Origin of the sequence: Pantoea sp. EA-12 (assembly GCF_030053355.1) — a bacterium.
Lineage (GTDB): Bacteria > Pseudomonadota > Gammaproteobacteria > Enterobacterales > Enterobacteriaceae > Pantoea > Pantoea vagans_C.
This window is the reverse complement of record NZ_JASGBY010000010.1, coordinates 130,059-144,642: the sequence shown is the minus strand read 5'-3', so window position 1 is coordinate 144,642 and position 14,584 is coordinate 130,059. Positions and strand designations below refer to the sequence as shown.

Annotated in this window: 14 protein-coding genes; 10 read left to right on the top strand and 4 right to left on the bottom strand. The window is 55.2% G+C overall.

The genetic code is table 11. From position 1 onward, the window contains the following. Positions 1 to 3: 3 nt before the first annotated feature. Both QMZ30_RS16290 and QMZ30_RS16285 read left to right on the top strand, forming a co-directional pair. Positions 4 to 744, top strand: a complete 741-nt coding sequence (locus QMZ30_RS16290) for a DeoR/GlpR family DNA-binding transcription regulator (protein ID WP_283228172.1) — start codon at positions 4 to 6, stop codon at positions 742 to 744. Between the two features lie 50 nt (positions 745 to 794). Next, on the top strand, positions 795 to 1,346 hold the full coding sequence (locus QMZ30_RS16285) for a GNAT family N-acetyltransferase (protein WP_283228171.1): 552 nt from the start codon (positions 795 to 797) through the stop codon (positions 1,344 to 1,346). Here the strand turns inward: QMZ30_RS16285 and QMZ30_RS16280 are convergent. The 4 genes from QMZ30_RS16280 to QMZ30_RS16265 are packed head-to-tail and all read right to left on the bottom strand — an operon-like array spanning position 1,332 to position 6,343. Continuing rightward, a complete protein-coding gene (locus QMZ30_RS16280) occupies positions 1,332 to 2,288 on the bottom strand; it encodes a sugar-binding transcriptional regulator (protein WP_283228170.1) in 957 nt (318 codons plus the stop codon). The two genes, QMZ30_RS16285 and QMZ30_RS16280, sit on opposite strands and share 15 nt — an antisense overlap. 25 nt (positions 2,289 to 2,313) lie before the next feature. Beyond that, on the bottom strand, positions 2,314 to 3,252 hold the full coding sequence (locus tag QMZ30_RS16275) for a sugar phosphate isomerase/epimerase family protein (protein ID WP_283228169.1): 939 nt from the start codon (positions 3,250 to 3,252) through the stop codon (positions 2,314 to 2,316). A 3-nt stretch (positions 3,253 to 3,255) separates the two neighbouring features. Then, the gene (locus QMZ30_RS16270; protein WP_283228168.1) at positions 3,256 to 4,782 is read right to left on the bottom strand and encodes a glycerol-3-phosphate dehydrogenase; all 1,527 of its coding nucleotides are present in this window, start codon (positions 4,780 to 4,782) and stop codon (positions 3,256 to 3,258) included. A 10-nt stretch (positions 4,783 to 4,792) separates the two neighbouring features. Further along, positions 4,793 to 6,343, bottom strand: a complete 1,551-nt coding sequence (locus QMZ30_RS16265; RefSeq protein ID WP_283228167.1) for an FGGY-family carbohydrate kinase — start codon at positions 6,341 to 6,343, stop codon at positions 4,793 to 4,795. A gap of 409 nt (positions 6,344 to 6,752) precedes the next feature. Here QMZ30_RS16265 and QMZ30_RS16260 point away from each other — a divergent pair, with 409 nt between their 5' ends. From QMZ30_RS16260 to QMZ30_RS16225, 8 genes are all read left to right on the top strand, one after another. After that, positions 6,753 to 7,406 carry a DUF2291 domain-containing protein gene (locus QMZ30_RS16260; RefSeq protein ID WP_283228166.1) on the top strand — a complete coding sequence of 218 codons (654 nt, stop codon included), beginning with the start codon at positions 6,753 to 6,755 and terminating at the stop codon, positions 7,404 to 7,406. Next, a complete protein-coding gene (locus tag QMZ30_RS16255) occupies positions 7,403 to 8,941 on the top strand; it encodes a sugar ABC transporter ATP-binding protein (RefSeq protein ID WP_052205928.1) in 1,539 nt (512 codons plus the stop codon). Before QMZ30_RS16260 ends, QMZ30_RS16255 begins: the two co-directional genes overlap by 4 nt. Positions 8,942 to 8,963: 22 nt before the next feature. Beyond that, positions 8,964 to 10,019, top strand: a complete 1,056-nt coding sequence (locus tag QMZ30_RS16250) for an ABC transporter permease (RefSeq protein ID WP_039328688.1) — start codon at positions 8,964 to 8,966, stop codon at positions 10,017 to 10,019. 69 nt (positions 10,020 to 10,088) lie between these two features. Next, the gene (locus QMZ30_RS16245) at positions 10,089 to 11,036 is read left to right on the top strand and encodes a D-ribose ABC transporter substrate-binding protein (protein ID WP_034823484.1); all 948 of its coding nucleotides are present in this window, start codon (positions 10,089 to 10,091) and stop codon (positions 11,034 to 11,036) included. A gap of 197 nt (positions 11,037 to 11,233) precedes the next feature. Further along, a complete protein-coding gene (locus tag QMZ30_RS16240; protein WP_283228165.1) occupies positions 11,234 to 12,100 on the top strand; it encodes a DeoR/GlpR family DNA-binding transcription regulator in 867 nt (288 codons plus the stop codon). A 207-nt stretch (positions 12,101 to 12,307) separates the two neighbouring features. Further along, complete coding sequence (locus tag QMZ30_RS16235) at positions 12,308 to 13,351, top strand: catalase family peroxidase (protein WP_283228164.1); 1,044 nt, start codon at positions 12,308 to 12,310, stop codon at positions 13,349 to 13,351. Continuing rightward, positions 13,351 to 13,902: a cytochrome b gene (locus QMZ30_RS16230; protein ID WP_283228226.1), complete on the top strand. Its 552-nt coding sequence runs from the start codon at positions 13,351 to 13,353 to the stop codon at positions 13,900 to 13,902. The genes QMZ30_RS16235 and QMZ30_RS16230 overlap by 1 nt, the downstream gene beginning before the upstream one ends. A gap of 77 nt (positions 13,903 to 13,979) precedes the next feature. Continuing rightward, entirely contained in the window at positions 13,980 to 14,570 is a 591-nt protein-coding gene (locus tag QMZ30_RS16225) for a TetR/AcrR family transcriptional regulator (protein ID WP_283228163.1), read from the top strand. The last annotated feature ends 14 nt before the right edge of the window (positions 14,571 to 14,584 follow it).

Genomic DNA, 14,584 nt, shown 5'->3' with positions numbered 1-14,584 from the left:
TTTATGAACGCACGTCATCAGCACATTATCCAACTGGTCAGCGAGCGCGGCAGCGTGAGCGTCAGTGAACTGGCGCAAATCACCGGCGTCTCGGAAGTTACCGTGCGTCAGGACTTGAACCTATTAGAAAAAGGCGGTTTTCTGCGCCGCGTGCACGGTTCTGCCGTGGCGCCAGAAAGTGATGACGTGGGCGCACGTATGCAAACGCGTTTTGCCGTGAAAAAACGCCTTGCTGAGTACGCTGCATCGCTGGTGAATGCGGGAGACACCGTCTTTATTGAAGGAGGGAGCACCAATGCACTGTTGGCGCGTGAACTCAGCGATCGCAGCGATATCACCATTATTACCGTCAGCCACTATATCGCCGGTTTACTGCGGGAAAAGGGCGGGGATGTGATTATCCTGGGCGGTCTGTTTCAGAAAAGCAGCGAGTCGGTGGTGGGACCGCTGACTCGCCTCTGCATTCAGCACCTTAATTTCCATAAAGCCTTTATCGGGATTGATGGCTGGGATGCGGTGACCGGGTTTACCGGCCGCGATATGCTGCGATGCGATGTCGTCAACGCGATCATGGACAAACAGACTCATACCATTGCGCTCACGGACGCATCAAAATTTGGTCAGATTCATCCTTATGCACTGGCACCGACTCAACCTTTCAAACAGGTGGTGACGGATGCAGGATTGAGTGCGGAGTATCACAAAGCGTTGCGGGAACAAGGCATGTTGTTGAGCCTGGTGTGATATTAATCTGATGTGGGAAAGTGTTGTTCTAGCCAAACCAAAAGGAAAACATGTACTTCGACATCCTTTCTAACCGACTACAGTATCGCCAAATCAACGCTGAAGATTGGCCTTTTTTCCTGGCGCTGCAGCAAGATGATCAGGTCATGAAATTTGTCGCTGATCCACAGCCTGAAGCAGTTATCCGTCGCGAAAGGTTCGAGGTGCGATTACCGCAATGGCATACAGACAGTTCGCATTGGCTGTGCCTGGTGATGATGGAAAAGGGCAGCGTTGTGCCACTTGGCGTGACAGGCTTTATTGACCGCGGTGATGGCATCGCCGAGGTGGGATTTATGCTGGCAACCTCCGCGCAAGGAAAAGGGTTTGGCGCGGAATCCCTACGCGATATCAGTCAGTTTGCATTGATGGATTTAGGTTACCGCAAGTTGGTTGCTACGGTCACCGCGGGTAACCAGGCATCGCGCAGGACGCTGCTGAAAGTAGGATTTCAGCAGGAGGGTACTCTGCGCAAAAGCTATTTTCTTGGCGGTGAGTGGCGGGATGACTGGCTGTTTGGTTTGCTGGCTGAGGAATTTCACGCGGAGCTACTCCGCAAGTAGCGCCTGTGCCGTTAATTCATCGGTAATTAACCCGGTCACTAAGCCGCTCGCCAGCACGGCGCGAATCGCCTCGACCTTGCTTGCACCGCCGGCTAACGCCACAATCTCCGCGCGATGGGTAAGATCCAGTTCAACTGACAGCGTGCGTGCCGTCAGGCTGGAGTGAATCATTTGGCCGTGCGCATCAAAGAAATGGCCGAGTAATTCGCCTACCGCGCCAGAACGCGAGATATCGTTGATCTCGGCTTCATCGATCATACCCGCTTCCACCAACTGTGCAGCGGGTTCCACGGTGCCAATACCCACCAGTTTCACCTCACTCTGCGCCGCCATGGCAAACACCTCGCTGACGCCGCGCTGTTTCAACAGCACTTCGCGGTCTTCCTGCGTATTGGCAAAAAAGGGCACGGGCATCATATAGGCCTGTGCACCGGTTTTTTCGGCGATACGGTGCATTACATCGTGCGGGTTCAGCGCGTAGTTGCGCGTCAAACATCCGAGAAGTGAAACGAAACGCATATGGGGGGCGTCGATGCGCGGCAGCTGATGAATGGCGGCGGAGAGGGTACGCCCGTGCCCCAGGCCGAGCGTAATAGCGGGTTGCGCGCTAAGCAGGTTACGCAGGAAATCCGCACCGGCCATGCCCAGCGCGCGAACCGGTAAGCCTTCTTCTCCGAGGTCGGGGGCGACGTGGCAAAATGTCAGTCCATGCTTTTCACGTAGTTGGTCCTCAAGCGCGACGCAAGCCACGATATCGCCATCAATCGAGACTTTTACCGCACCTTCCGCCACCATGCGTGCAATCATGCGATGGGTTTTAACCGAAGGTAATCCCAGGCGTTTGGCGACTTCGGATTGCGTTAAGCCGCCAACGTAGTGCAACCAGGCGGCACGCAGGGCCAGAGAGTCATCGCGTTCAGCGGGTGTTGGAGCCGGTTTCATATTTCTTTTCCTGGTGAAATTGGCCTCATGAAGCCACATGCAAATCCTGCACGCCCGTATCAATGTGCGATGCCCAAAAGGCAACGCTCTCCGCAATATCCGCGACCACCTGCCGGTCGGTGGGCTCACGCTCTTTGAAACTCAACTCAAGGCAGATCTCATTATCCTGTGCGCCACCGCGAGCCAGCGCCTCCAATAGAGGTTGCGGCTGAATACGACCGCCCGCATTGTACTGCAAAGTGAAAGGCCGGTGGCCGCCTTTGTCCATCATGCTTTGCTTTATGTGGATAATCGGCGAATAACGTGGCACCGCTTCAGCCCAGGCGTAAGGGTCGTAATCCCGCGGGTCTGCCGAGGTGACATCACCGTGATCGATATCTGCCATCATCCACATCGGCAGTGCGAAAGACTCACTGCTCAGGCGCTGCTGTAACGCCAGGCAAGCCGGGATGGTCTCACCAAACTCGCGCCCAATGCTCATTGGCTCCCAAAACAGATATTTCAGTCCCGCTGCTTTGGCGTGTTCTGCCACTTCAGCCCAGCAATCGATGGCGATATCGATCAACGCTTCTCGCCGCGAAGCATCATTGAAATCCTGCTGCGTAAAAATCGCGAACTGAGAACCCACGGCATCTCCACCTAAATCGGCGGTGATATCCGCAAAGGTTTTAAACCAGTCCACGTAATAACGCCGCACCTCAACATCCGGATGACCAAAGTGATTTAAACGGCCATAAGGTCCGGTCATGCCCGATGTTACGCGCACGCCGGTTTCACGCATGGCCTGCTGCATGCGGCGCGTCATGCGATTAATGGTCGCGGCTGGCCAGCCGGGATTAATGAATTCATGGGTCAGTTGCAGATCGCGAATGCGAATCTGCTGTGCCACGGTATGAATCAAATCCTGCGGTTCGGCAAAACGATTTACCAGCGGATTAGTATTGAGCGAAAGCGTTAACGGCATGATTTACGCCTCCTTACGCAACGGCACAGGGGCAGTAAAGGTTGCTGCAAACCACTGGATAAACGCCTGTTGCTGATCGTCGGTGAGGTGTAGCCGATGTTTGGTGCGCCGCCACAGCACATCTTCAGCTTGCTGCGCCCACTCATTCTCCACCAGATAGCGCACTTCGGCTTCGTACAGTTGCGCGCCAAAGTGGCGGCCCAGACCGTCTACACCATTGGCATGACCCAACACTTTTTCGATGCGTGTGCCGTAAAGACGCGCATAGTGTTTACGCAGGGGTGCAGGTAACCATGGCCAGCGCGCTTTCACCTTTTCAAGGAAAGTCTCGAAATCACCGTTGGCCATATCGCCGCCCGGCAAGGTCGCGTCTCGCGTCCAGTCGTTGCCCATTGAGGGGAAGAAGGGAGCGAGCTTCTGTAAAGCATGCTCCGCCAGCTTGCGGAAAGTGGTGATTTTGCCGCCGAACACATGCAGCAGAGGGGCGCTTTGCTGATCGTCGAGGTCAAATACGTAATCTCGCGTCACCGCCGAAGGATTCCCTTTGCCGTCGTCAAACAGCGGACGGACACCGGAGAAGCGGGTAATCACATCGCTGGCGCGCAGTTTCACTTTGAAGTAGCGGTTCACCACATCAATCAAATACTGCTGCTCGCTATCATCGGCGGTCACATCCTCGGCTTTGCCCTGCCACGGAATGTCGGTGGTACCAATCAGCGCTTTGTCGCCTTCGTACGGGTTGATGAATATCACGCGCTTATCGGTGTTTTGCACCAGATAAGCCTGCTGACCTTCCCAGAACTTCGGCACGATAATGTGCGACCCTTTCACCAGCCGTACGCTGCGCGTGCTTTTGGTCTGCGTCACCTGGTTAACGATATCCAGCACCCATGGCCCGGCGGCGTTGACCAGCACTTTGGCAAATACCGTGCGCTGTGCACCGCTGGCTTCATCCTGCACGGTAATTTCCCATTTACCACTGTGGCGTTTCGCCGCCACACAACGGGTACGCGGCAAAATCGCTGCGCCGCGTTCGGCGGCATCCAGCGCATTGAGCGTGACCAGTCGCGCATCGTCAACCCAGCAGTCGGAGTACTCAAAACCTTTGCTGTAGCTATCCAGGATTGGCGCACCTTCCGGGTCGCGCATCAGATCGAGTGAGCGAGTGCCCGGTAACTTTTTACGGCCCCCGAGATGGTCATAAAGAAACAGCCCGAGACGTACCAGCCACGCCGGGCGATCGGTGGGGCTATGCGGCAGAACAAAACGCATCGGCCAGATAATGTGTGGCGCGGCATTGAGCAACACTTCACGCTCAATCAGCGCTTCGCGTACCAGGCGGAACTCATAATATTCCAGATAACGCAGCCCGCCGTGTACCAGCTTGCCAGAGCGCGAAGAGGTGCCCTGGGCGAGATCGTCTTTTTCGCACATCATCACCGACAAGCCACGACCAGCGGCATCACGTGCGATACCTGCGCCATTGATGCCACCACCAATCACAAACAGATCCAGCATATTTTCAATCATGATCAACTCCTTAAAACGTGTTCAGCGCCTGCCAGGCGGCAGGAAGATCGCTGCGGATCTGCTGATAGTGGGGATACAGCTGGTTATAGCGTTGAGACAGTTCAGCGGACGGAGGCTCAGGCGCATCGAGAAGCGGACGCACCCAAGTCTCGACGCACTGCGCCATGGAAGGGTAAGCACCTATCGCCACGGCGGCCATCATGGCAGCACCCGCGGCGCCGGCTTCATCACGCTGGCTGATGCGCACCGGCGCGCCAATACACGATGAGAGAATCTGACGCAGTGGCTGAGAGCGCACCGCGCCGCCAGTGAGGCGGATCTCGCCCGGCAATGTGCTTCCCATCGCCTGATAACAGTCGCGCGCAGCCATGCCAATCCCTTCAATGACGCCACGCACCAGATCGCCGAAGTTGTGTTGGTAATTGAGCCCGGTAAAGCTGGCCCGTGCATCGGCGTTCACGAACGGGCCCCGCTCGCCAGCAATCGAGATATAAGGGTGGAACAGCAGCGTGCCGGGCTGCGCGTTGTTCAGCCACTGATCGATATGCGCCACCAGACGGGCGTGATCGACTTCGCAGCCGAAACCACTTAACAACTCGCTGGCCACATTCAGCAGCCAGTCAAGGTTCAGGGTGGAGGCCATATTGGTCTGCACTTGCGTAACATAACCGGGCCACGGCAGCGGGATCACATAGCCGGTTTGTGCAGGGTTAAGCCAGACGTCATCAATGGTGACGCTGCGCAGATGTACACCGGTGGAACCAACAATAGAGCAAGCGGTATTGGTTTCGCCGGTGTGTACGCCGGCACCGAGCGCGGTCATCGCCATATCGACGTAGCCCAGTGAAACCGGCGTGCCCGCACGCAGTCCGGTCTGATTCGCAGCGTCAGCGGTGAGCGGATGCGTTATTTGCGTACCGTCGATAATCTCCGGCAGCAAATGGCGGTGCTGTTCTAATCCCAGCGCGGCGATCACCGTGTCGTCATAACGTTGGGTGCGGAAATTGCCAAAGGTGAAGCTGGCTTCTGAAGGGTCGGTGGCGCGAATGCCGGTCAGATTGAGGTAAAGCCAGTCTTTGCAGTGCAGTGCGACTTCGCTCTTAGCCAGCAGCTCAGGGTAGTGGCGATCCATATGCGCCATTTGCGATCCTTGCTGGCAGGTATTGAGCCCGGTGCCGGTGGCTTTGAAGCGCTCACCCGCAAGAGCATGTTGATTTAAAGTGTCGACGGTGTGCGCCGCTCTGGCATCCAACCAAATCCAGGCATCGTCGACCGGTTGGTTATCTTTTCCCACCAGCCAGGTGCCATCACCTTGTGCCGTCACCGCCACGGCTACCACGCGAGCCGCCAGATTCTCCACGCGCTCGGCCAGTTTACGTATTGCACCGACGGCATCCTGCCAGGTTTGCGTCATGGATTGCTGTGCCGCACCGCCTTCACTGCGGTAATAGCGGTTGCGCACCGAGGCACAGGCCAACTGCGTGCCTTCCAAATCAAACGCCACCGCTTTAACCACTGAGGTGCCGGAATCCAGACCCAAAATGATATCGCCGTTACTCACGTACACCTCCGGGAGAAGAAGAGTTAAGTCATCACGCTGTGTTAATTCCCTGTGATGAATTTGCTAAATAATGTCTTACACCACTTCTCACGGAGATAACATATCGTTTGTATTATTTTTCTATAAATCGAATAAATTTCATTTCAGTTAGCGATTCCGATCACGAAAAACGAGGGTAATCCCTACAGGTTGAATTGGAATTAGGTGACTGAAAGAGTTGTATGGCGGGGTTTTCACTTAAGGCATCGTGAAGTGGCTAAATTAGCGATCCAGATCTCCCTCCTGAAAAAATTGCGCTTGCTCTGTTGACAATTTAGTCACACCAGAACAATTCTCATCACACAAGTTATCACATTTATAACATTTAACGCGGCGGATTATCGCAGCAGTTAACAGTGAGAGGTCACGTATGTCCGATGTCTCGATGCTTGCACAGCAACTCTCCCGAAAGCGCGCACGCCGCTACACCCTTTTGGCGGTGGTGGTCGTGGCGGTGATTGCCGCCATGGCGCTGGATACCAAAGTGGTGAAGATCGGTTCAGAGCAGGATGCGCAAGAACAAGGTTTCTCGCCGGATAGCTACGGCCAGAAAACTTTCCCAGGCATCCAGCAGGATGTGGAAGCGCGCGCCGTGGACGCGAAAACCCTCGCTGACGCGTTAAAAGCGAATCAGCAGGAAGCGGTGCAGAAATATGGCGTGGGTTCGCCGCTACCGGTGATCGCGGTGAAGCTGGAAGGTGTGGTGCAGCCGGGTCAGATGGGCATCTTCCCACTTAAAGTGGAAGGATTACCTGATGGTAACCAGGTGCGCTTGCAAACCGGGCCCGCCATTACCGGCACGGATTTACGCGATGCCAGCGGCAAAATCCAGTTCGGCGATTTTACCAACCAAATTGAGTATCAGAATGCCGGTTCGGCGATTAATCGCGCCATGAAAGCCAAAGTGCTGGATAAGTTGGATCGCGAGACGCTGCCAGGCAAAACCGTGCAGGTGGTGGGGGTGTTCAGGCTGTTAACGCCCACCAACTGGATGGTGACTCCGGTCAGCGTGGAGGTGAAATGAAACCGTTCAACGTCAATCCTGCCTTGCTGAAAGGCGAAGTGATCCTCGAAGCCCGCAACATTAGCAAAGTGTACGGCTCAACCCATGCGCTGAAAGGCGTGAATTTCGAAATTCGTCGTGGCGAAGTCACCACGCTGTTTGGTGAAAACGGCGCGGGTAAATCGACGCTGATGAAGATCTTGTCAGGCGTGATTACGCCAACATCCGGGGAAATTCGTTACAACGGCGAAGAAAAAGTGTTTCGTTCGGCGACGGAAGCGCGAGACTGCGGCATCTCGATTATCCATCAGGAGCTGAACCTCGCACCCAACATGAACGTGCGCGACAACATCTTCATGGGTCGGGAAATCATGAAGCCTGGCGGCGTGGACTATGCCGAAGAGGCACGTATCACGGCTCATCTGATGGCCGCGCTGGAGGAGGAGATCGACCCGCTGACGCCCGTGGAGAATTTGCGGCTTGGGCAGCAGCAGATTGTCGAAATCGCCCGCGCGCTCTCGGTCAACTCGCAGATTTTGATCATGGACGAACCGACCTCCGCTTTGAGCGCAACAGAAGTGGCGGTGCTGTTTCAGGTGATACGCGACCTCACCAGCCAGGGCGTGGCGATTGTGTATATCTCACACCATCTTGAAGAGGCGCTGGAGATCACCGATCGCGCCGTGGTGCTGCGTGACGGTGTGATGACCGCTTACGCCAAACGCGATGAGATCGATCTCGAATGGATCGTGCGCAACATGGTCGGCGATCACTTTGATCTCGGCTCGCCGCCGGAAGGCTACGCCTTTGGAGAATCGGCGTTGAAAGTACAAGACCTGACGCTGAAAAGTAAAACCGGCATTCGGCTGGTGGACAATTTATCTCTGAGCGTCAAAGCCGGTGAGATTGTCTGCATCTACGGACTGATGGGCGCCGGACGTACCGAGTTACTGGAGTGTATCGCCGGAAGATTACATCAAACCAGCGGTCAGATTCTGCTGCAGGATACTGAAGTGTCCAAACTGACCATCCAGCAACGCATTCAAATCGGCCTTGCGCTGGTGCCGGAAGACCGGCAGCGCGATGGTCTGGTTCAAACCATGTCAGTCGGTGAGAACTTGTCGCTCGCCAGTATCAGCGAATTCGTGCGCGGGCTGGTGCTGTCGCCGCGCCGTGAGAAACAACTGGTAACGGACAGTATCCGCAACGTGACGGTCAAAACAGCGGGCGGTGAGGCGGCTATCGGTTCGCTCTCCGGTGGGAATCAGCAAAAAGTGGTGATCGGCAAAATGCTGGCCACCCGTCCCAAAGTCATTCTGTTGGATGAGCCGAGTCGCGGCATCGATATCGGTGCCAAAGCGGAGGTCTTTCGTCTGCTGGCGGAGAACGCCAAAAAGGGGCTGGCAGTGGTGTACACCACTTCGGAAGTTGGCGAGTGCCTGAGCATTGCCCATCGCATTGTGGTGATGAGCAAAGGGCGCATCAACGCCATCTTTGATTCCAGCGTGAGTAAAGAACGCATTATGGCCGCTTCAGGCGAGTCTCTGGTGGCATGACATGAAAAACGGAGCAAACGGTATGACAGACAGAACCCAAACGCTGGATTCGCCGCCAGTTGCTGTGAAAAAGAAAGCCGATAAAAGCCTTAATCTCGCACGATTGTTGCTGGAAGGGCGCGCCTTTATTGCGCTGCTGGTAATCATCGCCACTTTTTCTCTGCTTTCACCCAACTACTTCACCGGTGCCAACTTCTTGACGATGGCGTCACATGTGGCGATCTTTGGCTTACCTGCGATTGGCATGCTGCTGGTGATCCTTAACGGTGGCATCGATTTATCCGTGGGATCGACGCTGGGCCTCGCCGGTGTCATGGCCGGTTTTATGATGCAGGGCATCAACCTTGAAGCGCTTGGCGTGGTGCTGTATCTGCCGGTATGGGCGGTGGCGATTTTGACGCTGGTGATGGGTGCGCTGGTGGGACTGGTGAACGGGGTGCTGATCGCCTGGTTCCGAGTGCCAGCCTTTGTCGCGACCCTTGGCACCATGTATGTGGCGCGCGGAATTGCGCTGTTGATCACCAACGGCCTGACCTACAACAAACTCTCTGGCAGCGAAGCGCTCGGCAACACTGGCTTTGACTGGCTGGGATTCAACCGCATCTTCAACGTTCCGGTTGGCGTGCTGGTGCTGGGCGTGGTGGCTTTGGCCTGCGGATTCCTGCTCAGCCGTTCAGCATTTGGCCGCTGGCTGTATGCCTCTGGTGGTAATGAACGCGCCGCCGATCTCTCTGGCGTGCCGGTGAAACGCATCAAAATCAGCGTCTATGTTCTTTCCGGTATTTGCGCTGCGATGGCGGGGCTGGTGCTCTCATCACAGCTGACTTCGGCCGGGCCCACGGCGGGCACCACCTATGAGCTGACAGCGATTGCTGCGGTGGTGATTGGCGGTGCGGCGTTGACGGGGGGGCGCGGTAACGTGCGCGGCACCCTGTTGGGCGCCTTTGTTATCGGTTTTCTCTCTGATGGCTTAGTGATTATCGGCGTCTCTGCTTACTGGCAGACGGTGTTCACTGGCGCCGTGATTGTGCTGGCGGTATTGCTCAATACTTTGCAATACGGCAGGCGCGGTCGCTAACTCACGCGCGCTGTTTGGCAGCGCGCGGTTATCCGTAAAACCTGTACCCTAAATAATAACGGAGCACCTATGTTCACTAAACGTTTGTTTATTGCCGCAGCCGCCATGGCCATCACCACCTTTGCCGCACCGACCTGGGCGGACAACGGATTGATGACCATCATCGTTAACGATCCATCCAATCCCTACTGGCTAACAGAAGGTCAGGTGGCGCAAAAAGCCGCTGAGAAGCTGGGCTACAGTGCCAAAGTCAGTGCCCATAAAGGTGATACCAACACCGAAAGTCAGCTGATCGATACCGCGATCACCAACAAGTCTAAAGCGATTATCCTCGATCCAGCGAACGCGGACGGATCGGTGGGATCGGTGAAAAAAGCCATCGCGGCGAATATCCCGGTTTTCATCATCAATGCGGAGTTAAATCAGAGTGGATTGGCGAAAGCACAACTGGTGTCTAACAATGCGCAAGGTGCCGCCGTGGGCGCGATGGAGTGGGTAAAACAAGTGGGCGATACCGCTAACTATGTTGAGCTGGTGGGGCCGCCTTCGGACAATAACGCCGCGACCCGCGCTAACGGTTTTGATACCGTGTTGTCGCAGTATCCGACGCTGAAAAAGGTCGGTCAGGAAGTGGCAAACTGGGACCGTACTCAGGGCTTCAACAAAATGCAGTCATTGCTGCAGGCTAACCCGAATATCAAAGGCGTGATCAGCGGTAACGATGAGATGGCGCTGGGTGCGATCGCGGCGCTGAAGGAAGCAGGCAAGCTGAATCAGATTAAAGTCGGGGGTTTTGATGGTTCACCGGATGCGGTGGATGCGGTAAAAGCCGGAACCCTGGCCTATACCGTGATGCAACCGGTGGCACAGTTCGCGCAGAAAGCGGTAGAGCAGGCGGATAGTTTCCTTAAGACTGGCAAAACCGGTGCAGCGTCTGAGAAACAGCTGTTTGACTGTATTCTGATCACCAAAGAGAACGCGGGCAATTTCGTGTCACCGTTTGTGTTGAAGCAGTGATGGATGGCGGTCGCCATGAATGGCGACCCTACAACGTTGGGTGCGCATGATGCGCACCTGGTTCCGGCATGAGCTGTAAGGTGCGCATTAATGCGCACTGAGTTCCTCGCATTAAATGCAGTTTGTTTGCAAAAAGCCCATTTCCGCGTTGTAATCATGACGAACCCGCATTTCTGCATCACTTTCCCGGACGAAACATGGCGCACAACCCGCAGGACTCTTCTCTAAACGTATTCATGGCCGAACCCTTACCCAGCGATAGCCGACAAGCGCGGCAACTGGCGCGACGCCAGCTGATTGCAGAAGCGGTTATGGCAGAAGGTGCGATTCGTATTGAAGATATCACTGAGCGTTTCGGCATCAGCCTGATGACCGCGCACCGTGATATTGATGAGATGGTCGAGCGCGGGTTACTGCATAAATCACGCGGCGTGGTGTCAGCCACCTCAACCAGCCTGGTTGAATCCAGTGATATCTATCGCGCCACGCGACAGCTGGAAGAGAAGCAGGCGATTGCCGAAGTGGCCGCCACCTATCTTGAGCCGGGGCAGGCGATTTTCCTCGATGATTCCACCACAGTGCTGCAGATGGCGCGTTTATTATCTGCCCGAGCGCCTCTTACCGTGATCACCAACTCACTGACGCTGATGAATGAGCTGCGTAACGGACGAGACATCACGCTGATGGGGTTGGGTGGGCAGTTTTATCACTGGTGTAACGCCTTTATGGGGCGGATGACGCGTGAGGAAATCGCCAGCCTGCGCGCCGATGTGTTTTTCGTCAGTATGTCGGCAATTATCGATGATGCGGTATTCCACCAATCTGCTGAAACCGTGGAAACCAAACGCGCGATGTTTGATGCCGCGCAAAAACGCATTCTGATGATGGATAACACCAAATTTGAACGCCGGGCGCTGCACCGTTTTGCTCACCTCAGCGAGTTTGATGTGGTAATTGTTAACCAAGGCACGCCGGTTCCCATTTTGCGTCGCCTGCAAGATCTCGGCGTGAACGTAGTGGTTGCGCCAATGAAGAGCAGTTATATCCCGCACGAAGAAGAATAACTTCCCCAACTTTAGGGCGCGACCTTCAGGCCGCCCTTGATAGCTCCTCGCGAAATTAAATTCGTTTGACAACCTAAACTACCTACTGGTAGGTTGGGTAAGAATTCACAGAAAAACCGCCACTGATCACGGTGAATTGATTATCACGCGCGGTTAACACCACGCGGGTAGTGCCTTGTCCTTCTTGATGCCATGTTGAGCGAACCTATGAACAAGCCTTCTCTATCATCTGGCCAGAAAATTACGCGTCTGGCCCTTATTGCGGTTATTCCCTTAATAGCGATCGCACTCCTGCTGTGGGCGGGCGGTTGGCTTACGCCGCAGCGATTAACGTCAGATAAACTCATTACTGTGTTGCAGCAATCGGGTGGCGAGCACCCGGGCTATCGACGCAACCATGCGAAAGGGGTGTGTATCACGGGCAGTTTTGCGGCGAATGGTAACGCCAGCACCTTGTCACGGGCGGGCTTATTTGCGCCGGGTGAAACGCCCGTTATCGGGCGTTTTGCCATCGCGGGCGGTAACCCTAACGCACCGGATTACGCAGTCCCCGTGCGCAGCATGGCGTTGGCGTTTTATCAAAAAGACGGTCAGCAGTGGCGTACTGGCATGAATGCTATGCCTTTTTTCCCGGTGAATAGCGTGGAAGGGTTTTATGAGTTGCAAGTGGCGACGTTGCCAGATGCGAAAACCGGCAAGCCCGATCCGGCAAAGATTCAGGCTTTTGTGCAGCAGCACCCGGAAATCAAACCCTTCTTCGGCTGGGCGCAGCAATATGTTCCCTCATCCAGTTGGGCAAGCGATCGCTTTAATAGTCTCAATGCCTTTAACCTGGTCGATAAAGCCGGGCAAAGCCACGTGGTGCGCTGGAGCATGGTGCCACACGCGCCTTATCAGCCTATGAATGCGGCGGACAAAAATGACAGCAATTTCCTGCAAAGCGATCTGCAACAACGTCTCGTCAAAGGACCTTTGATGTGGGATCTGCTGATTACGGTGGCGAATGCGCAAGATAAAAGCAGTGACGCCTCAGTGGCCTGGCCTGCGGACCGCCAGACGATCAACGCCGGAACATTGACCATTACTCAGACGTCACCGCAACAGCAGGGTGCCTGTAATGATATCAACTACGACCCGCTGATTTTGCCAGACGGCATCACCGCCTCTGATGATCCCATTCTCAATGCGCGTTCATCAGCCTATGCCAAATCCTACAATGCACGCACCCGTGAACAGGCAGGAGCTCAATGATGAAACGTACCGACACTTTCCATCCCGCTCTGCGTATTATCCACTGGTTAATGGCGGCCGCGATTCTCGCCATGTTGTTTATCGGCGTCGCCATGGTTGCTTCGGTGTCATCACTGCACAGTTTGCTGGTGGCGATTCATAAACCACTGGGGGTGATGATCCTGCTGCTGGTGGTCGTGCGTTTGTGGCTGCGCTTTACCACCGCGAAACCCGCGCTTCCCGACACGCTGCCAGGCTGGCAAAAAGGATTAGCGCATCTGTCGCATTGGGCGCTGTACGCGATGATGCTTGGTCAACCGCTGATTGGCTGGGCAATGCTCTCCGCTGCGGGCTACCCCGTCAGCCTGGGTGGCAGTGTTGTGCTGCCGCCCATTATGGCTGTCAGCAATAACGCCTTTGCGATACTGCGACCGCTGCATACGTGGGTTGCGCTGGCGCTGTTCGTAACGGTGATGCTGCATCTTGCTGCGGCGCTGTTCCATGCGCTGATTCTGCGCGATGGGGTGTTCAGCAGTATGACGGGCAGCCGTAAGCGCCCTGAAGCGCCTTGACAACCCGGCTGCGGGTCAGTAGGTTCAGTGCCAATTTACTGATTTGCAGCCCTTTCATGATGTAGCCGGAGCCGTACATGAGTGTCGAACGTTCACCCAAAGCGATTGAAATCATCAACCATACCCGATCGCTGCTGACCTCTGGCGGTTATAAAAGTTTTAGTTACGCGGATTTGGCGGAAAGGGTGCAGATACGCAAAGCCAGTATTCATCATCATTTTCCCGCGAAGGCCGATCTGGTTCAGGCCGTCGTCTCCGAATACCGTCAGGAAGCGTGGGCAGGGATGGCGGCAACCAGTCAGCATTTCAGCAACGATCCGCTCGCTGAGCTCAACGGATATGTCAATTTTTGGGCCAACTGTATCAGGGAAAATAGTTCACCATTCTGTATTTGCGTGATGCTGGCGGTGGAACTCCCCACCTTACCTGAAGAGGTCGCCACAGAAGTGAAGGGGCATTTTTCTGACCTGTCCGAATGGCTGGCAACGGTGCTTAGCAAAGGGGAAAAGAGTGGGGTATTTATCCTGCAGGAGAAGGCAGCGGCTGAAGCGAAATCGGTAATGGCCACCGTACATGGCGCGATGATTGCCGCACGCGCTTTCAATCATCCCGACCTCTTTTTGCAGATTGTGCAACCGGTCATCAATAAACTCCTTCCCGCCTCCTGATAAATAAAAAATCC

What these genes read in the sequence shown, in the direction of transcription:
- QMZ30_RS16280 (WP_283228170.1), bottom strand. Translation starts at nt 2,288, where the DNA reads ATGAAACCGGCTCCAACACCCGCTGAACGCGATGACTCTCTGGCCCTG.
- QMZ30_RS16240 (WP_283228165.1), top strand. Translation starts at nt 11,234, where the DNA reads ATGGCGCACAACCCGCAGGACTCTTCTCTAAACGTATTCATGGCCGAA.
- QMZ30_RS16245 (WP_034823484.1), top strand. Translation starts at nt 10,089, where the DNA reads ATGTTCACTAAACGTTTGTTTATTGCCGCAGCCGCCATGGCCATCACC.
- QMZ30_RS16285 (WP_283228171.1), top strand. Translation starts at nt 795, where the DNA reads ATGTACTTCGACATCCTTTCTAACCGACTACAGTATCGCCAAATCAAC.
- QMZ30_RS16250 (WP_039328688.1), top strand. Translation starts at nt 8,964, where the DNA reads ATGACAGACAGAACCCAAACGCTGGATTCGCCGCCAGTTGCTGTGAAA.
- QMZ30_RS16290 (WP_283228172.1), top strand. Translation starts at nt 4, where the DNA reads ATGAACGCACGTCATCAGCACATTATCCAACTGGTCAGCGAGCGCGGC.
- QMZ30_RS16230 (WP_283228226.1), top strand. Translation starts at nt 13,351, where the DNA reads ATGAAACGTACCGACACTTTCCATCCCGCTCTGCGTATTATCCACTGG.
- QMZ30_RS16235 (WP_283228164.1), top strand. Translation starts at nt 12,308, where the DNA reads ATGAACAAGCCTTCTCTATCATCTGGCCAGAAAATTACGCGTCTGGCC.
- QMZ30_RS16255 (WP_052205928.1), top strand. Translation starts at nt 7,403, where the DNA reads ATGAAACCGTTCAACGTCAATCCTGCCTTGCTGAAAGGCGAAGTGATC.
- QMZ30_RS16270 (WP_283228168.1), bottom strand. Translation starts at nt 4,782, where the DNA reads ATGATTGAAAATATGCTGGATCTGTTTGTGATTGGTGGTGGCATCAAT.
- QMZ30_RS16275 (WP_283228169.1), bottom strand. Translation starts at nt 3,252, where the DNA reads ATGCCGTTAACGCTTTCGCTCAATACTAATCCGCTGGTAAATCGTTTT.
- QMZ30_RS16225 (WP_283228163.1), top strand. Translation starts at nt 13,980, where the DNA reads ATGAGTGTCGAACGTTCACCCAAAGCGATTGAAATCATCAACCATACC.
- QMZ30_RS16260 (WP_283228166.1), top strand. Translation starts at nt 6,753, where the DNA reads ATGTCCGATGTCTCGATGCTTGCACAGCAACTCTCCCGAAAGCGCGCA.